Genomic DNA, 15550 nt, shown 5'->3' with positions numbered 1-15550 from the left:
ATATATGTGATACCATGTTGTATGTAATGTATGAAGGGAGTAACTACATAATGAAAATTGAAAGAGAGCAAATTGAACAAAGAATAGCTAACGCTCTAAAAGAAATCAAACATTCTCGACGTAAATTGTATGAATTAAACAAGATACTTGCAGAATACAGAGTTCCATTTGGCTTGTTGCAATCAATTATACAGGATGAAAACACGCTTAAAGAAACGGAATTTCAGTATCTCATCGGATTGACTCGTGGGTTACATGATCTGTTGAATCACAAAGAATTAGAACCAAGCTCTTTATTTGGTGAAAGAGAAATAAGGGATTCTGAACATGCACTAAACAACGAAGATGACAAGCTTTCTTTACCTCTAACGTTCATCGATACATTAGAAATAAAGTTTGATAGCTATCTAACTAAGATATCTATTCAGAAATTAGTTGAGATGGTAAGTAGTCAATTAATTGTTTACGAAGAAGAAACACAACGTGGGGTAGTCTATAAAGAGAATAAATCTGGAGGGATAGTTAAAACTCCGATTGTGAACAGGGCAAGTGTTAGAAGAATCGCTTCTAAAATGGCTGGCAATCAGTACTTTGAAGATATGATTACATTGAACGTATACTCAACTGAGGTTGATCCTGTAGCGTATCATGATGGTTCCAGAACACTTACAATTAACGAGGGTGCGGTTATATCTATACTCGATGGGTTCCACCGCTTACAAGGCGCTGTAGCAGCATTACAGATGAATCCAAATGCTGAACTAAATGAAATACTATCCATTAGAGTATATGATGATGAAACTGCTAAGAAATTTTTCAGTCAATTAAACACAATTAATGTACTCAAGAAAGAAAGAAGAAAAGAGCTTGCTCAAGAAAGACTTTCGGATAAAGTTGTATCTGATCTTCAACAAAAATCTGAAATAGGTAAACAGATTGCGTCATCTAATGCGATTAGTGAGTTGGCTGGTGAACTAACCATTTTTGATATTATGACATACGCAATTGATAAGGTGTATCACCTTGAAAGGCAATTGGATGTAATCAAAACCTCTAAGTATCTGAATGAATTTTTTGCGTATTTAGTGGGAAATTACCCCGATGAATTCTCGACAGACATCAAACAACGTAAGAATCGCACGAAGAGTCATCCTTTGATGTTTATTGGTTATATTGTACTGTCAAAATACATGCTATCAAACAACATCAACTTGGAGGAAATTGAAAAGTATGTGGATCGAATAGACTATGAAGATGATGAGCTAATCTCATTATTAAATGATAAAATAATATTAACAGGCAATAAGAGAGTCAGAGATAAGCTCATTTCCTATTTTTCAAGGTTATTTGAGGAGGTAGCAGCTAATGAATAAGGTTTACTACAATGATTTTTATAATAGCGAACATAAGGAGAGATATCTCAGGAGTTTAAGCACTGAATCAACTCGAAAATCATATTCTACAATTTTGAAAAAAACAGAGATGATGGAGTCATCTTTGAATAAGGATCTTTATAATTTCAGTTTACATGAGATTTCACAATTTTTGTATACTCTAAAAGCGACTAAAGTATCATCATTGAGACATGCTGGCAGCGTAATAAGGAATTATATTCAATGGGCTGTAGAACAGGATTTACGTAAAGACAACATAAACCCCCTCGTTGCAGTAACTACCCATGAATGGTATAGCCAGTTTGTTGATGATAGTTCATTAATGTTATTCACTGAGAAGCGAATTGATAATATAGTAGACAGTTTGATAAATGCTCAAGATCAAGCTGTGGTTCAAGCTGTTTTTGAAGGTATCTCTGGTCACACGATGAGCGAGTTAGCCAATATGAAGATGGAGCATATTTCTGAATGTGTCATTGAGGGAAAGTATAGGATTAAATTGTTTAACGATACTCCTGAAGGAATTAAAACTAGGGAGATTTTAATATCAAAGGATCTATTTAAGATATTAGATAAAGCAAATAAAGAAGTTAAATATCTAAAAAATAACGGTGTAGTTTTAGAGACGATAAAGTCAAGATTTAGTGATTTAGTGGAAAATGATTATATACTTAGAACTGCTGTGAATTCTAGAAAAAGTGATGGTGACGATGCTCCAGCACAAGCTCAAGTATTGGGGCTAAGAATTAAAAAGGCTGGTGAATTTAATAACTTTCCAATGCTCACCACAATTAATTTACGCAACAGTGGAATGTTAAAATTGGCTAGAGATTTACATGAGGAGCGGGGTAAGTTGGACACTGAAGAGTATCATGAAATATGTGATCATTTTGATGTAGGAAAGAGAGATGATGGCACATACAATTATATTGTTATGAGAAGAAACTTTCTAAATATCAAAACGATAAAGAGATTATATGGGACACCTTAGAAGTTGTTTACAGGTTGACGTGACGTAAACCCGTTCAAAACTCAAAGCTCAGCGGTCAGATTGAAGGGAGTCAGAAGGTCTAAATTATCGTTTCGGGGAATCCCGAAGCAAACTGAGTCCTAACCAATCTGGTTAAGACTGGTCAAAAAAAAAGGGGGGGTTAACCCTCCTTACAAACACATATGCTTCTCGTCAATTTGACGATCACCTATTTGTCATAGTTTTTCGGGATTCCCCGAATAAGTCCTCATATCAACTACTTAGCACTCTACCTATATGCCCAATTCGTCAAGTTTAACTTTAACTGTGTACTCAATGTACACACCTGCACCAAAATTGGGTAGGTAGTTTAGTTTCGATGGGACAACATGGCCTGTTGAGAATCCTTTTAGCTTCCACGAAATTTTCGGGGAACCGTGTACTAAGTTCTTCAAAATGTGCAGACATCCACTCAAACAATAGTGGGAAGACAAAAGCACCCCAAACAAATGGAGTGCTTGCATATTAATTATATAGTTCAAGAATCTTTTCTGAATAATATATGATTTGCTTAATGTATTTCCTTTCTAATTCAAGGTTAGCAATGTGCTCTTTTGAACCCTTAACTAACGTATCGCGTTCATTTTGTACCTTAGTTCTCAAATTTCTAAGTTTCTTGATTTGCTTTTTGTAATACGCGACCTTTTCTGCTACAGTGCTCTCCTTTTTAGCAGCAGCTTCTACTTTAGGGTGAAGGGAAGGAACTGTAATTACAGTAGAAACCACAGAGAAGCAGATTAAGGCACTGAAAATTTTAGTTAGTTTATTTCTTCTCACAAGCTACACCATCCCCGTCTCTATCCAATGCTTTACGATATCCTGGCTCGCTTTTGTATAGAGGAGCCTTGCCAGCCTTTCTCACAGCAATACAGTTCTTGTAATATACTTTTTTTGCTTCAACTTTAGGTACAACTATTACTGATACGTTTGCAACCAAAATTGCGGCTAACACAGTAAAAACTAATTTCTTTTTCATACTTTGATACTCCTTCAATGTTTATGTAAGTTGCAAAAATAGTTTACCAAAAGTAAAAAGAACCCTAATTCAGAGTCCTTAATTTGATATAGATTCATCATGTTGTGTATCTGGTACTTCTTCAAACTGAATTAGTTCAGATATGTCTGTGATATCTAGTGCAGCAGCTATTTTCTCAAGGATATTTAAGTTAATCTCTTGTCTACCCTGTTTACAGAGTTGAGATATCCTAGCTTGATTAACTCCAGACATAGTTTCTAATTGTCTTTGAGTAATGTTTCTGTGTTTTAGTACATCTTTAAGTTTAATTCTCAGAACGTACAACTAGAAATTCCCCCTAAAAACAGTTGACATGATTCGTTTGAGCGAATATTATGAAGAGGTGATTATTATTCGTTTATGCGAATCAAATTATGAGTATCAAACGTTAACACCTGTGTACACATTGTACACTATCTACAACTTTTCATCATCAAAAACATACTGGAACTTGAGTTCCGATTTTTAAAAGCGAGTTAAATTAGCAACAATGTACTGTAAGTATTATGCATGTAACAACTGATATGAAACCCTACGCAAAATTTTGCGGGGGGGAATTCATTCAAAATGGAGCATTACAAATGTACAAGCACTGCAAATTGATTAATAGACAGTTATGCGTTCGTACTCGTAACGGTACATGGATAGCACTAAAGTCTGTGGCATCATTAGGGTAATTAATCACACTCACAAAGGAGCAATCACAAATGAAAGTTTACTACTTTAACCAAAAGCAGGATTGGACACTCGAAGAAATTTATGTTGCTTGTGAAGTCTCCAATAATGCTGTCAACATTATCCACGGGTTGGAAGCACTTCTCACAACTCAAGAATTGCGTCAACAGTTTATGGCAAGGATTCCGATCTATCCAACATCTATTCAAGTGTTTAGCCTTTTGTGTCAGTTCAGACGTGAACAGCTTGAATTGGATCCCATGAGCGATGAGGATTTCAAAGATATGTTCTTACTCAATCCTGTAAAGGCGCTCACACAATACTTTAAAGAACAGGTTTCGCCTGTATGCGTTGAACGTATGAGGACGTATGGTGTAACCATTGAGCATCTAATCGAGCAACGAAAGCTGAACAGACACATTCATGTAGTCAGGGCAATCGGAAATGTATCTCACATTTGATTCATACATAAACAATGTACTGTAACTATGGTTAAATAATTCTTATAACAACTTTATATGAACATAATATTCTCTGTGAAATCCTAGTTCTATTTCATTTGAAGGATAGAAGAGAATGGAGGTAACAGAATACATGGATGTAAACGAATTGTTTAAGCAGGACTATGACAATTTACCAGCCGATGAAAAGGCGGTCTGGACGTATGATAGCTACCAGCAAACTCGCTTAGCCATCGATAAGTATTTTGTCTCCTACGGGTTAGATGTTGCCTTGATTATAGAAATGATGGAGAGAGCTAAAGAGGAGAATATAAAGTACCAAACGATAATTGATATTATTGATGCAAAATTGTAGACGAGCTTCAAATGATAATTTCCATTCTGTTTGATAAGGTATCACGACCTTTATCGCCAGAGTTTTCAATAGAAACGAAGAAGAGGAGAATTGGATATGTTGAACACTATTAAAAATAAATTGGAAGGTGTACGACATCGTACAATGGAGAGGGGAACGAAATTAGGTGTATTATGAAGAGAACTTATTTGAAACGATAATGAGTCTGAGTTACACGGAAATACCTTATCAGTCACCTAACAATAAACGCAGAATCATTATTGCCAATCATACTAAGCCCAAAAAACAGAGTATGCCTAAGTCTATAACACTTGATTCAAGGTACAGCTATTTGGTTGCTGAAGGATCACGAACGGACATAAAATTTGAACGTAGGATGGAAATACGTAAGGAGTTAACATTGATTAGGCAACAGAAGCGAATGATGTTGAAAATGGAATACCACATGTGAGGATGGTGCAATATTGCGCTGTCCTTTTTTTAATTATTTTGTTATCTAGTAATACATTAACCCTGTTCAAGAAAGTATTTCAGAGATATTCTGTAAATAAAGCGAGTTAACTAACAGAAAATTGTGGAGGGTGAGTTATGGAGTATAACTTTTTACATAAAAAACATTGGGAAACTCAAGACTATTTGCTTTATATATATGATGTTATTGCTGACATGCTAAGGAAAGCAGATCAAAACAATTTATCTAGTTTTACATTGAATTTTGACAACGAAGAAGCAGCACGTTCTTTTGAGAGTGCAGAGGATATGTTTGAGTGGATGGACAGAAATGGATACCATGAAACTTCAATTAAGATGTTTGTAAGTCAGGTTTTTTTTAGCCTAGTAAAAGATTACTGTTATTACCTATATGAGTCATTGAGTTGCGCTCAAAGAGGAAAGGTTACTGTGGCTTATTCTTTGCTTAGGAAACCGATCCGCGACAATTTGTTATATTTGGAGTGGTTGTTAGATAATTGTGAAGAGTTTTACAACACTTTTATGACTAGATCTGTTGAGGAATATGACGTAGCTAGCTTTAAAAACTTCGATAAATCAAGAATTCGAAAAATAGTTAATTCTGCATGTAAAAAAACGTATATGGGTGAGACCCTTAATAAAGATAATATCGTTTTTACGCTTAGATTTAATAATAAAGAACAAATCGGATTGCAACGAATCTGGAATCAATCTATGCACCTTATTACTACTTCTCCAAACTATTTAACTGAACGAGGGAACCTTAATTTTATATTTACAGACAATGAAAACTGGAATGAATATTGGGACTACTACTACCTAGTTATGCCACAGTTAATAACATATTCGCTTGAAATTTGCGAAGCGCTTTTTATAAGCATAACTGATGTAACTGAACTTGAGTTATTGTTCAATCGCTCTGTACGTTATGCTAAGTACAGCAAAATATCACCTGACCTTGATAGTGCTAAGAAGATAGAGAAGGAGGCATATAAAATCTTTGATTTAGCAGAGGAAAAAGGTACTAATATTTTCCTCACCTGTGATTACTGCAATCAAAGAGTTTTAATCAATCATGAGCTAATGAATGAAATAATTCACAATTGGAGCATTAAGTGTACTGAATGCCTAGAAGAATTCAGCATTTGTAAGTATATCTTAGGAATTGATGTTGCCAAGAGTTGAATCTTCAGAAAGAGATATGAAGAGTTGAGTTGGTTAGTTAAAGATGAAATCAAAGGATAGTCAACTTGACCATATGAAAGGCATTATATGAAAGCAAATCCAAGGAGGGTGAGAGAATGACACAGAGCTTAAAAGCAGTATTAACAGAACTGATTGGTATTTCAGCAAACATCGTATTAGATGATTGGACTTGGAGAGTATTTGGCTATAGAAAAAGGCCAAGAAGAGGAGCATTCTTTACAAATTTCATTAAGAAATCCAAGATAATTAGAGAAACCTTTCTAGTACGAGAGATTTTTATAATGTGCAGCTCTTCTGGAATTATTGAAATATCAAAGAAGGTTGATGATGAATTACTCTCAAAAGTGATAAAGTCTATGGTTGACAACTTACTTGATTATGACGGAATAACTGTGGCTTTTAGGTTCAACTCAAAAAGAGAAGCAGAAAACTACATAATTGATGGAATTTATGATTATGTGAATGCGGAGTTTAAAGAGTTTAATTCAGTTTTATTCAAACGAGCACAAGTTTACACTGAAAAATATATAAATAATGGATGGTTTATAGGTGCTACTCGACTTGTAATAGAACCTCAGAGTCCTGTAGTTATTATAAACGAAACCACGAGATCACTTCTTAGTGATGAGTTTATCTACGATCTTTAAATACTATATTATAATTTTAAAAATTAGGAGGGCAAAAATGAGTCAAAGGAAGAAACAAAAGCCAACAGGATTAGCTAATACTATCAGGGAGAACCCCAGTTCTAGAGAAATTGATGATACAGTGAAAAACGTAGAAACCTTAAAGCAATCAATGCCTATTGTTGAACCATTATTTGAGATGCTAGGCGTAGATATAGGGGAAGTGAAGAAAGCATTAGAAAAATTTGATTTTCAAGGCATAGATGAAATGTTAGATATCCCAGATAGATTCAATGAATTATTTGTTGAACATGGATGGATTATTTACAGCACAATGAGTCTGACTGTTGCTAAGGAAGCTATTAAAAAAGCTGAAGTAGGTGATTTTGTAGGAGCAGAAGGAGATTTAATTGATTATTACAATGAAAAAAATATACGAATGCAACTAACTTATTTTGACAAAATAAAAGCGTTTAAACCTCGTATGCGTTTAATAAATTTAGCATTGGATGACTATCTAGCAGAAAGGTATCATGCCATAATTCCAGTGGTCTTAGCATTAACGGATGGATTGGTAAATGAGTTACACCCAGATCGTAGAGGGATCTCAGCAGAAAAAACTGAGTTACAAGCATGGGACTCTATTGCTGCTCATAGTCAAGGGCTAGGTAAACTAAAGAGTATACTATTTAAAGGTAGAAAAAAAATTAATACTGAATCAATTACACTTCCTTATAGAAACGGTATACTTCATGGAACTGATCTCGGTTACGATAATATCACTGTAGCAGCTAAAACATGGGCACTGCTTTTTGCAGTAGGGGAATGGGCTACAAAAGTTGAAAAAGGAGAGCTTGAAGCCCCAGATGAGGAACCACCAGTAACAATACATGAATTGTTAGTAAGAAGCCAACAAACAGAGCAGCTGAATAATGAACTAGATAATTGGGTTGCTAGAGAATTGATATCGTTAGATCCAGAGAAGTTTACAGTGGGAACTCCAGAATATGTATTGAATGCATTTTTGAATTATTGGGTCAAAAAAAATTATGGAAAAATGGCAGAGATACTCCCTCCAAGTAAAAGTGAGATAAAGCCACCTTTGCGAATTAAAAAACATTTTCAGGAAAGGTTACTAAAATCATTTAAATTCAATTCAATTGACGATGTGGGTTTAGCAAATACAACTATACAGGTTCGGTTAGAGATAGAAAAGAGAGGACGAGTTGAAGAAAAGGATTGCAGATTTATTATGCTGACCCAAGATGAGAAGGGAGATACTGTTAGTAGGACCAATGAAAGTGCAAGGTGGGTTAGTAATGATTGGCGGGTATTCTAGAAGATTAAATATCTTTTTAGTGCGTGAATCAAATTAGATAACAGTTCCTCTCCGCGATTATTGTTACCCAATTCCACGACTCGACTGTAATTTAAGAGGTGAAAAATGTGTATCGTAAATTAGTTATGCCGTGGTGGAAAATATTCCACTTTGTAGTCTCTTTAGATGGCATACTGATGATATAATATTGCAGTCTACATAACTGAGTGAGAACCGTAACCGATACGGATATAAACAAGGGGATACTAGAATGAAGAAGAAGATTGTAACAGTAGTGATGGCGAGTATGTTATTTGCAGGGGCGGTAAGTGCTGCTAGTGTGTGGGGAACATATAAGGGAAATCAGATCATAAGAATTACATCTAACGGAGTAGCCTTGAAGACACCTGACGTTCCGGCAATTAGTTACAATGGACGGACAATGATACCAATTAGTATGCTGGGACAGTTAGGGATTGGTTACACATGGGATGCTAAAAACCAAACGGTTGATGTAGCATCAAATCCTTCTAGTAGAGGATTAAATAGTGATGCAGTAATGAAAGCGAACCTTTTTAAATACCTTGAAGATTTAGGCGAAAATTTAATGGAAACTAAACAAAGTTATGATATTGCAATGATGAGCAAGGTGATTGGGCCTAGCACACAGTTAAACACTGCTTATGGTAAACTAAATAGTTCTATTAACAAGTACAACGAATTCATCAATAGACAAGATGTGTTGAACTATTCATCAAGCGATGCAACCATTAATCAAATTCTAGCAAACTACTTCGATTCAATAGATAAACTCAAAGAACTTGATCTTTTCGCCAATAGTGCACCTATCTCAGAGAATAGTACTCTTATAAAGTATGCACTAATTGCTGAATCAGCGGCTAACTTGGCTAAGACGGGAATAAAATCTTCTGGCGCTGGATTTTCAAAGTATATATATGAAGCTTCAAAATAGTATAAACTCGCATCCTTTGGGGTGCTTTTTTTATTGTTGACTGAGTAGTAATTAAATTGGTCATTATAGCTGCATTTGTTTCATAAAACATAGGTAGACTGACACTTGTTGTTGTATAATTGTGGTACAAAAGCAAGTGTATTGATAGGGACCGACGTATTATGTACTGATATATCAATTTAAATTGAAAAGTTATTCTTAGTGAAATAATACTTTCATTAATTATTTTGAACATATGATCTGGAGATGATTGAAAATGGAGTTGGTGTATTCATGGAAGGATATAAAGAACAATATGCAAACATTTGATGAGTACAGAGGTTCGAAGGATTATAATGAGTATTATAGAAAAAGGATAGAGAAGGGTATATGCTTTATAGTTTGCATGGATGACAATGGAAACAGAAATTTTTATCCTAGTAGATTTATTGGATATGTTGAAAATTCAGCGGAAAAGCATACAGATCATGACGATAAACATGGGCGTTATACCAATGAGATCATTAACAACATCTTAGGTAAAACGCCTAAGCAAAACGAACAGATACTCAGGTACTTTGAAGAGTTCTGCGGAAAAATAGATATTGAGTATAAGGAGCATGGTGCAGCGAAATCTCCTAGAAAGTTTTGGGTCTATAACTAACCGCAATTTGTTTTCGTTTCAGCAAAATTAGTCTTTCGCAGTAATGGGCGGGATGTATACATAGTTGATGAAAAGCAATATGGGTGCAAATAAATGTGGTGCTTGATGGTTCTATCGTTGATGTAGATATTCAGAGAGTAATTCTGCCTTACAAATGATTTATAGAAAATGGTTCCGAGATAATCAACAATATACTTTTTCAAAATTAGTGATAACGAGGTGAATTACATGAAGCATATCTCAAAAATATTCAAGAACCCGATAGGGATTGGTGTTACAACGGCTGTTCTAAGTACAGTCATTAGCACTCCAATAGTCGCTTATGTCAAGTCGCAACCGTTCAGTGATGCATTTGTTTCCATTTTTAAGTGGGCTTACGAACTAGTAAAAAGTATCCTGACTTTCGGGGTGCCACTTTGGACATTGCTATTAAGCGCAGTAGTCTATTTTAAACTTATTAGGCCTATTGTAAAAGCTGTCAATAAAACTAGCAGCGTACCTAATCTTTTAAACTACAGAAATGACACTATTGATGGAATTAGATGGGAGTGGGATTGGGTTAGATATAATGGGAAATATAACGTTTCTCGTCAAATTGCTGCTGTTTGCACTACTTGTAACGGGTATCTCGTTGAAGGAAGACGGACATTTCATATCAACACTTTAGAGTGTGAGAACTGTGGATATAAAAAGGATTTAAGAGAGTGGGAACATGAAGATTACCGTGAAAAAATTAAGCGGGAAATATTGAGAAGAGTACGAAATCAAATTAATGAAAACTCTGCATAATTTGAGCCTTTAAGAGGACGGAGAGATATTAATGACTGTAAGAATACCAATAGAAAGATGTAAAGATCCTTTTATAATGGATGAAAATACAGTCAATTTAGCTGTTTCATCATATTTCGAAAATAAAGGGGTGGACGTTAAAAATGTTGCCAAGAACAAAGAAAGAGGATTCGATGTATATGGCGAAAAGAATGGATACTCTTTAATTGTTGAATCAAAAGGTTCACTTGGTAATAATCAATGTACATATGTTTTTGGGACAGGACAACTTAAAAATCATCTAAGTGCTCAGATATTTTGCCTTATGAAACATTACGAATACAGTTCTGGTAAAACGATTCTAATAATGGCCAATCCCGATATTCCTAGAATAAGAAATATGATCAATGAGGTATCATTATCCTTAGATGAATTAGAATTTGTTCGATTTTGGGTTAACTCTCAGCAAATTGTTCAAGTTGAATGTCCCGATGAATTAACAGACTTACTTGAGAGGCTAGGCCTGATGTAAATCTGATTACAATAAAACGAATCTTTACTCGAAGGAGGTACAGATTTGATTGGAGACTAACATGTACAGTTTGAGCCTAAATTTCGAGTGGAAGAGCGTCGATGCAGTGGTAAACATAGAGACTTATCGTTTCCCTCGACCATTTGATAAGACCATGAATAAGTTTTATCATGTGCCTGCAATATACAGGTGGAAGATATACAAGCCCAATACCCAGTGCACGGTGGTCTATATTGGTGAGACTGATAATTTAAAGCGAAGGATTTCTGGTTATATAAAACCAGGGCCTAGCCAGCATACCAATATTAGAATGAAGGCATTATTCGAACAGTACATCAATGATGGCTTCATAGTTGAATTAGACACAATTCAGATTAAAACTTTCATCTTTAATGGTATCGAATTTGAGCAAGGCAGTTTGGATTCAAAAAATATAAGAGTATTATTGGAGAATTTAATAATCTTGGATCATAAGAAAAACAATTATGAGTTATTGAATGCAAGAATTTAGAAAATAAGATGAAAATTATGTTTGATGAGAAAGTGAGGCTTAGAGAATTGAAATATTATTCGATGCCTGAAAATGTTAAAGAACAAAGCAAGAATGCTCGATACTCATATACAGTTGTGGTTAATCTATATGCTAGTCAGGATGACGCGGAAGAATACATAAACAGAAACGTGAGAGTTAATTCTGATGAGAGGCTGGATAAAGAGGAACTGGCACAACGAGCAGCAAATGTAGTGAATGGATTAATTGAGTCTCGTGCAGAGTTTTAGAGTTATGATCAAGTTCAGGCTGTGGGAATTACTTTTGCAAATGCATACGATAGTGAGTTGAAATGAAACCTTTGAATAGGAAAAAGTAAATTGTAGATCACTATTATAGATGTCTAAAAGGTTTATTTTATCATTATTCAGATTTCGAGGTGGGAGAATGAATCATACCGAGTTAGTTCATAACATAGCAATTGTTTTAGCATCGGAAGTGAAATCGTACAATTTACCCGATATCTGTTCGAGTTACGGCTTAGACAAGGGTGATGATAGCGAGGCATTTGAGGGCAAGGCAAGATATATAGAACGTAGACTAAGAGGTAAAAATCAATTGTTTCTTATTGATTTAGCTAAGAGAGTAGCTAAAGATTATAATTCTGTTGATTTAAATAGAATGTTAAATACGATCTCTCCAAGAGGAATTTTTAAAGTTTCACAGATAACAAGAAAAAACATTGTTAAAGAAATATTGTCCTTAGGGTACATCGAAGGGGATATGAATTTAATTGACTTTCTGAAAAGAACATGGGATTTAGATTCTATGCCTTCTACAGATTCTAGGTTTTCTAATGCAACTGGGGACATAATTCAGCACATGATAGCAAATGACGATTGGTCATATCAAGAATTATTTGAAGATATTCTTGAAATATACAATATTACAGATGAAAAATTCATTCATTTTACAGAACAAATTGTCCATCCAAGTGTCAGAGGCGAGGTTGATCCTCAGTTTATTGAAAAATTGAATTATTATTTAGCTAAAGATGGATTCAAAATGCAGGTAACTTCACAGATATCAGGTTATCCATTATACGCTATTCTAAAAAACAGTAAAGGTGTCAAAGGAGAATTCAAAAATCTTATATTCGCTGCAGATGGCCCTAAACCTGAAATTGTTATTAGTGATTCGATTAATAACGAAATAACTATAGTTAAAAATCAAGAGTTTTGTCTTGTGTATGACTTGCCAATTTTGGATGGCTTATTATGGAGTGAGTTGGTGACATGGTGGGGAGATAAGGAATCTAAAGAGATAGGGATAGATATTGAACGTGCGATATACAAGCGGTTGATTAAGTCATTAGATAAAGGGCCAGAGAGAAACTTTTTTAAATTCTATTTTAAGCATTTTAGAGAACATATGGGTAATAAGTTGCCGGCTTTGATCCCCCAAGTATACCTTCATTATGACCCATATGTTACTAAATTAGTTTTGAATGAAACACGTCTAGTGAGACAGCGTATGGACTTTTTATTGCTATTACCCAATAAAGTTCGAATTGTAATTGAGATAGATGGTAAACAACACTACTCTTCTGAAGATAATAGACCGAGCCCTAAGAAATATGCTGAGATGATGAAAGCTGATAGAGATCTTAGGCTTCAAGGTTATGAAGTCTTTAGATTTGGAGGATTTGAATTTATAAATGAAAACAATGTAGAAAAAATGGTATTTGATTTTTTTAGTAAGCTCTTTTTAAGGTATGAGATTATTTAAAAAACTATTTCATAAGAAAAGGTGTTGATATTCAATGGAAAATGAAAAGAAAAGTCAGGATTCAAATTTTGGAATTTCAAATAGTAAATACAAATATTTAATCAAGTACGAAAATTACAGGCCAACATTTGGAGATATAAGCAAAGCAATGAGATTTACCCGATACGAGGCATATGATATGTTCAACGAATTAGAGAGAAAAGGATATTCAGATTTAACGGTAGATTCAATTTAATGAAGATGTAAAATGACTGGTTTATCCCACAACTAGGAGGAAACTAACATGAACTATCTTGATCAATTGTCAGACCGCGCGCGCCCAAGTTTGACACGCTATGTGGATCAGTTTGTACGAAATGATCTTGGACATATTTATTCCGATTACAGCGGTGAAGATGTCAATAAAATTATAAAGAAGGTGTACAATAAGTATCTTCATTTAGGAAATGAACAAGAAAAATATAAGGAAATTAATGACGCATTTCTTTCCTCACCTCTGTTCATTGAGGACTTGAAATCGTATATTGTTGATTTTTTAGAAAATAGACCAACTTTAGATAGAGTAGAGTATTATCGATCTTTAATCGCAACGCACAATCTATTGGACAAAAAAAATATTAATAGAGATAAACTTGAGGAGCGAATTTCTGTATTGGAGTCTACACAAGGTACTTCGCAAGACTTCTGATCAAATGGCTATTTTAAAAGAAGGGTGCGATATACAATGACTGCACTGAACTTTATATTCGAAGAAGAAGTAATATTCATTGCCATGGATACTCTTTCTATTTCTACTGATAAACGTACTCCATACAAGTTTGTGTCAAAGATTTTTCCATTACCTCATTTGAGAGGGGCTTTGTGTGGAACGGGAAATTTGGATTTAGTTCTTGATTGGCACAGAGAAATTCAAAAAAATATTATAGCACAAAGTATAGACTTTTTTGCCGAGAATTCTACAGATATCTTGGTTAAATTAAATGAAAACTACCCCAAAAATGCAACAACTACGATGTATCAATTTGGTTACTCTCAAACGTTAAATAAATTTCGAGGATTTGTTTTTAGAAGCACAAACAAATTCAAACTTGAGGAGTTAACTTTTTGTACTGCACACCGCCCCCCTGTAGAAGACTTCAATTTTGATAACTTTGAAAATAATGTGGACGAAAATTTTATTAAATTGATGACAATGCAAAAACAATTAGATGATCAAAAGCCTGATAAAGCAGGGATTGGAGGAGAGATCCATAGATTGATTCTAATGAAGAATGCAAGTAAATTGGACATCATTCATAGATTTCCCGATTATGAAATGCAATATAGGCAGATGTTGAGGAAACTTAGCGATTTAAAGTAAAAGATGTGTTTCACGAGGAAGGATGTGCGACCATGACAGACAAGATCAACCTTTACGTAGACGACCTCAGAGACTGTCCAGAAGGCTTTGTGGTCGCTCGTACATACTATGAAGCAATACATATCCTAGAGACCAAAGAGGTGGCTATTCTTACATTAGACCATGATCTGGGCGAGGATGTGGATGGTAAAGAGTTACCCAATGGGTATGACTTGGTTAAGTATTTCTGCGAACATGGATTAAGGGCAGATAAGATATACATACACACAGATAATCCTGTAGGAAGACAGAACATGTATGAGACTCTGTTGGCAGCTCAGCGAAGAGGGTTCATTGCAGAGGATATCGAGATATATCATTATCCGATAACGGTGAATAAGTATTCTGGTGAGTAGGTAGAGGGATGCTTTATAAGAAGTGTATTGAACTTTATAATTAAATACTA

The 15550-nt window shown here is 34.7% G+C and carries 20 protein-coding genes and 1 pseudogene; 18 read left to right on the top strand and 3 right to left on the bottom strand.

Annotation, left to right across the window (positions count from 1 at the left end):
* Positions 1 to 50: 50 nt before the first annotated feature.
* Both MKX40_RS22395 and MKX40_RS22390 read left to right on the top strand, forming a co-directional pair.
* Positions 51 to 1373, top strand: a complete 1323-nt coding sequence (locus tag MKX40_RS22395; protein WP_339236310.1) for a DNA sulfur modification protein DndB — start codon at positions 51 to 53, stop codon at positions 1371 to 1373.
* The gene (locus tag MKX40_RS22390) at positions 1366 to 2385 is read left to right on the top strand and encodes a hypothetical protein (protein WP_339236307.1); all 1020 of its coding nucleotides are present in this window, start codon (positions 1366 to 1368) and stop codon (positions 2383 to 2385) included. Before MKX40_RS22395 ends, MKX40_RS22390 begins: the two co-directional genes overlap by 8 nt.
* Positions 2386 to 2889: 504 nt before the next feature.
* On the opposite strand, the gene MKX40_RS22385 is transcribed toward MKX40_RS22390, so the two are convergent.
* From MKX40_RS22385 to MKX40_RS22375, 3 genes and pseudogenes are all read right to left on the bottom strand, one after another.
* On the bottom strand, positions 2890 to 3201 hold the full coding sequence (locus tag MKX40_RS22385) for a hypothetical protein (RefSeq protein WP_339236305.1): 312 nt from the start codon (positions 3199 to 3201) through the stop codon (positions 2890 to 2892).
* Positions 3188 to 3307 (bottom strand): annotated as a pseudogene (locus MKX40_RS22380) (excalibur calcium-binding domain-containing protein); the annotation flags it as partial. The pseudogene MKX40_RS22380 and the gene MKX40_RS22385, both read right to left, overlap by 14 nt.
* A 171-nt stretch (positions 3308 to 3478) precedes the next feature.
* On the bottom strand, positions 3479 to 3724 hold the full coding sequence (locus tag MKX40_RS22375; RefSeq protein WP_339236303.1) for a helix-turn-helix transcriptional regulator: 246 nt from the start codon (positions 3722 to 3724) through the stop codon (positions 3479 to 3481).
* Positions 3725 to 4146: 422 nt separating this feature from the next.
* Between MKX40_RS22375 and MKX40_RS22370 the strand changes: the two genes are divergently transcribed.
* From MKX40_RS22370 to MKX40_RS22295, 16 genes are all read left to right on the top strand, one after another.
* Positions 4147 to 4575, top strand: coding sequence for a hypothetical protein (locus MKX40_RS22370; RefSeq protein ID WP_339236301.1), 429 nt, complete (start codon positions 4147 to 4149; stop codon positions 4573 to 4575).
* A gap of 115 nt (positions 4576 to 4690) precedes the next feature.
* The gene (locus tag MKX40_RS22365; RefSeq protein WP_339236299.1) at positions 4691 to 4930 is read left to right on the top strand and encodes a hypothetical protein; all 240 of its coding nucleotides are present in this window, start codon (positions 4691 to 4693) and stop codon (positions 4928 to 4930) included.
* Between the two features lie 588 nt (positions 4931 to 5518).
* Positions 5519 to 6586 carry a hypothetical protein gene (locus MKX40_RS22360; protein WP_339236297.1) on the top strand — a complete coding sequence of 356 codons (1068 nt, stop codon included), beginning with the start codon at positions 5519 to 5521 and terminating at the stop codon, positions 6584 to 6586.
* Between the two features lie 116 nt (positions 6587 to 6702).
* Complete coding sequence (locus MKX40_RS22355; RefSeq protein ID WP_339236295.1) at positions 6703 to 7254, top strand: hypothetical protein; 552 nt, start codon at positions 6703 to 6705, stop codon at positions 7252 to 7254.
* Between the two features lie 37 nt (positions 7255 to 7291).
* Positions 7292 to 8572 (top strand): hypothetical protein, encoded by a 1281-nt coding sequence (locus MKX40_RS22350; RefSeq protein WP_339236292.1) that lies wholly within the window; start codon positions 7292 to 7294, stop codon positions 8570 to 8572.
* A 250-nt stretch (positions 8573 to 8822) separates the two neighbouring features.
* Positions 8823 to 9524, top strand: a complete 702-nt coding sequence (locus MKX40_RS22345; RefSeq protein WP_339236288.1) for a stalk domain-containing protein — start codon at positions 8823 to 8825, stop codon at positions 9522 to 9524.
* A 256-nt stretch (positions 9525 to 9780) separates the two neighbouring features.
* Positions 9781 to 10167 carry a hypothetical protein gene (locus MKX40_RS22340; RefSeq protein ID WP_339236285.1) on the top strand — a complete coding sequence of 129 codons (387 nt, stop codon included), beginning with the start codon at positions 9781 to 9783 and terminating at the stop codon, positions 10165 to 10167.
* 228 nt (positions 10168 to 10395) lie between these two features.
* Positions 10396 to 10956 (top strand): hypothetical protein, encoded by a 561-nt coding sequence (locus MKX40_RS22335; RefSeq protein ID WP_339236282.1) that lies wholly within the window; start codon positions 10396 to 10398, stop codon positions 10954 to 10956.
* A 31-nt stretch (positions 10957 to 10987) separates the two neighbouring features.
* Complete coding sequence (locus MKX40_RS22330; protein ID WP_339236280.1) at positions 10988 to 11467, top strand: hypothetical protein; 480 nt, start codon at positions 10988 to 10990, stop codon at positions 11465 to 11467.
* A 49-nt stretch (positions 11468 to 11516) separates the two neighbouring features.
* Complete coding sequence (locus MKX40_RS22325) at positions 11517 to 11978, top strand: hypothetical protein (protein WP_339236278.1); 462 nt, start codon at positions 11517 to 11519, stop codon at positions 11976 to 11978.
* A gap of 17 nt (positions 11979 to 11995) precedes the next feature.
* Positions 11996 to 12247 (top strand): hypothetical protein, encoded by a 252-nt coding sequence (locus MKX40_RS22320; RefSeq protein WP_339236276.1) that lies wholly within the window; start codon positions 11996 to 11998, stop codon positions 12245 to 12247.
* Positions 12248 to 12404: 157 nt separating this feature from the next.
* Positions 12405 to 13745, top strand: coding sequence for a hypothetical protein (locus MKX40_RS22315; RefSeq protein ID WP_339236274.1), 1341 nt, complete (start codon positions 12405 to 12407; stop codon positions 13743 to 13745).
* A 34-nt stretch (positions 13746 to 13779) separates the two neighbouring features.
* Positions 13780 to 13980: a hypothetical protein gene (locus MKX40_RS22310; RefSeq protein WP_339236271.1), complete on the top strand. Its 201-nt coding sequence runs from the start codon at positions 13780 to 13782 to the stop codon at positions 13978 to 13980.
* 48 nt (positions 13981 to 14028) lie between these two features.
* Positions 14029 to 14433: a hypothetical protein gene (locus MKX40_RS22305; protein WP_339236268.1), complete on the top strand. Its 405-nt coding sequence runs from the start codon at positions 14029 to 14031 to the stop codon at positions 14431 to 14433.
* Positions 14434 to 14469: 36 nt separating this feature from the next.
* Positions 14470 to 15105 carry a hypothetical protein gene (locus MKX40_RS22300; protein WP_339236266.1) on the top strand — a complete coding sequence of 212 codons (636 nt, stop codon included), beginning with the start codon at positions 14470 to 14472 and terminating at the stop codon, positions 15103 to 15105.
* A gap of 32 nt (positions 15106 to 15137) precedes the next feature.
* Entirely contained in the window at positions 15138 to 15500 is a 363-nt protein-coding gene (locus tag MKX40_RS22295; protein WP_339236263.1) for a cyclic-phosphate processing receiver domain-containing protein, read from the top strand.
* Positions 15501 to 15550 lie beyond the last annotated feature (50 nt).

The organism is Paenibacillus sp. FSL R5-0517, from assembly GCF_037974355.1.
GTDB lineage: Bacteria > Bacillota > Bacilli > Paenibacillales > Paenibacillaceae > Paenibacillus.
The sequence above is the reverse complement of the archived record's forward strand: the minus strand, read 5'-3'. Positions and strand labels throughout refer to the sequence as shown.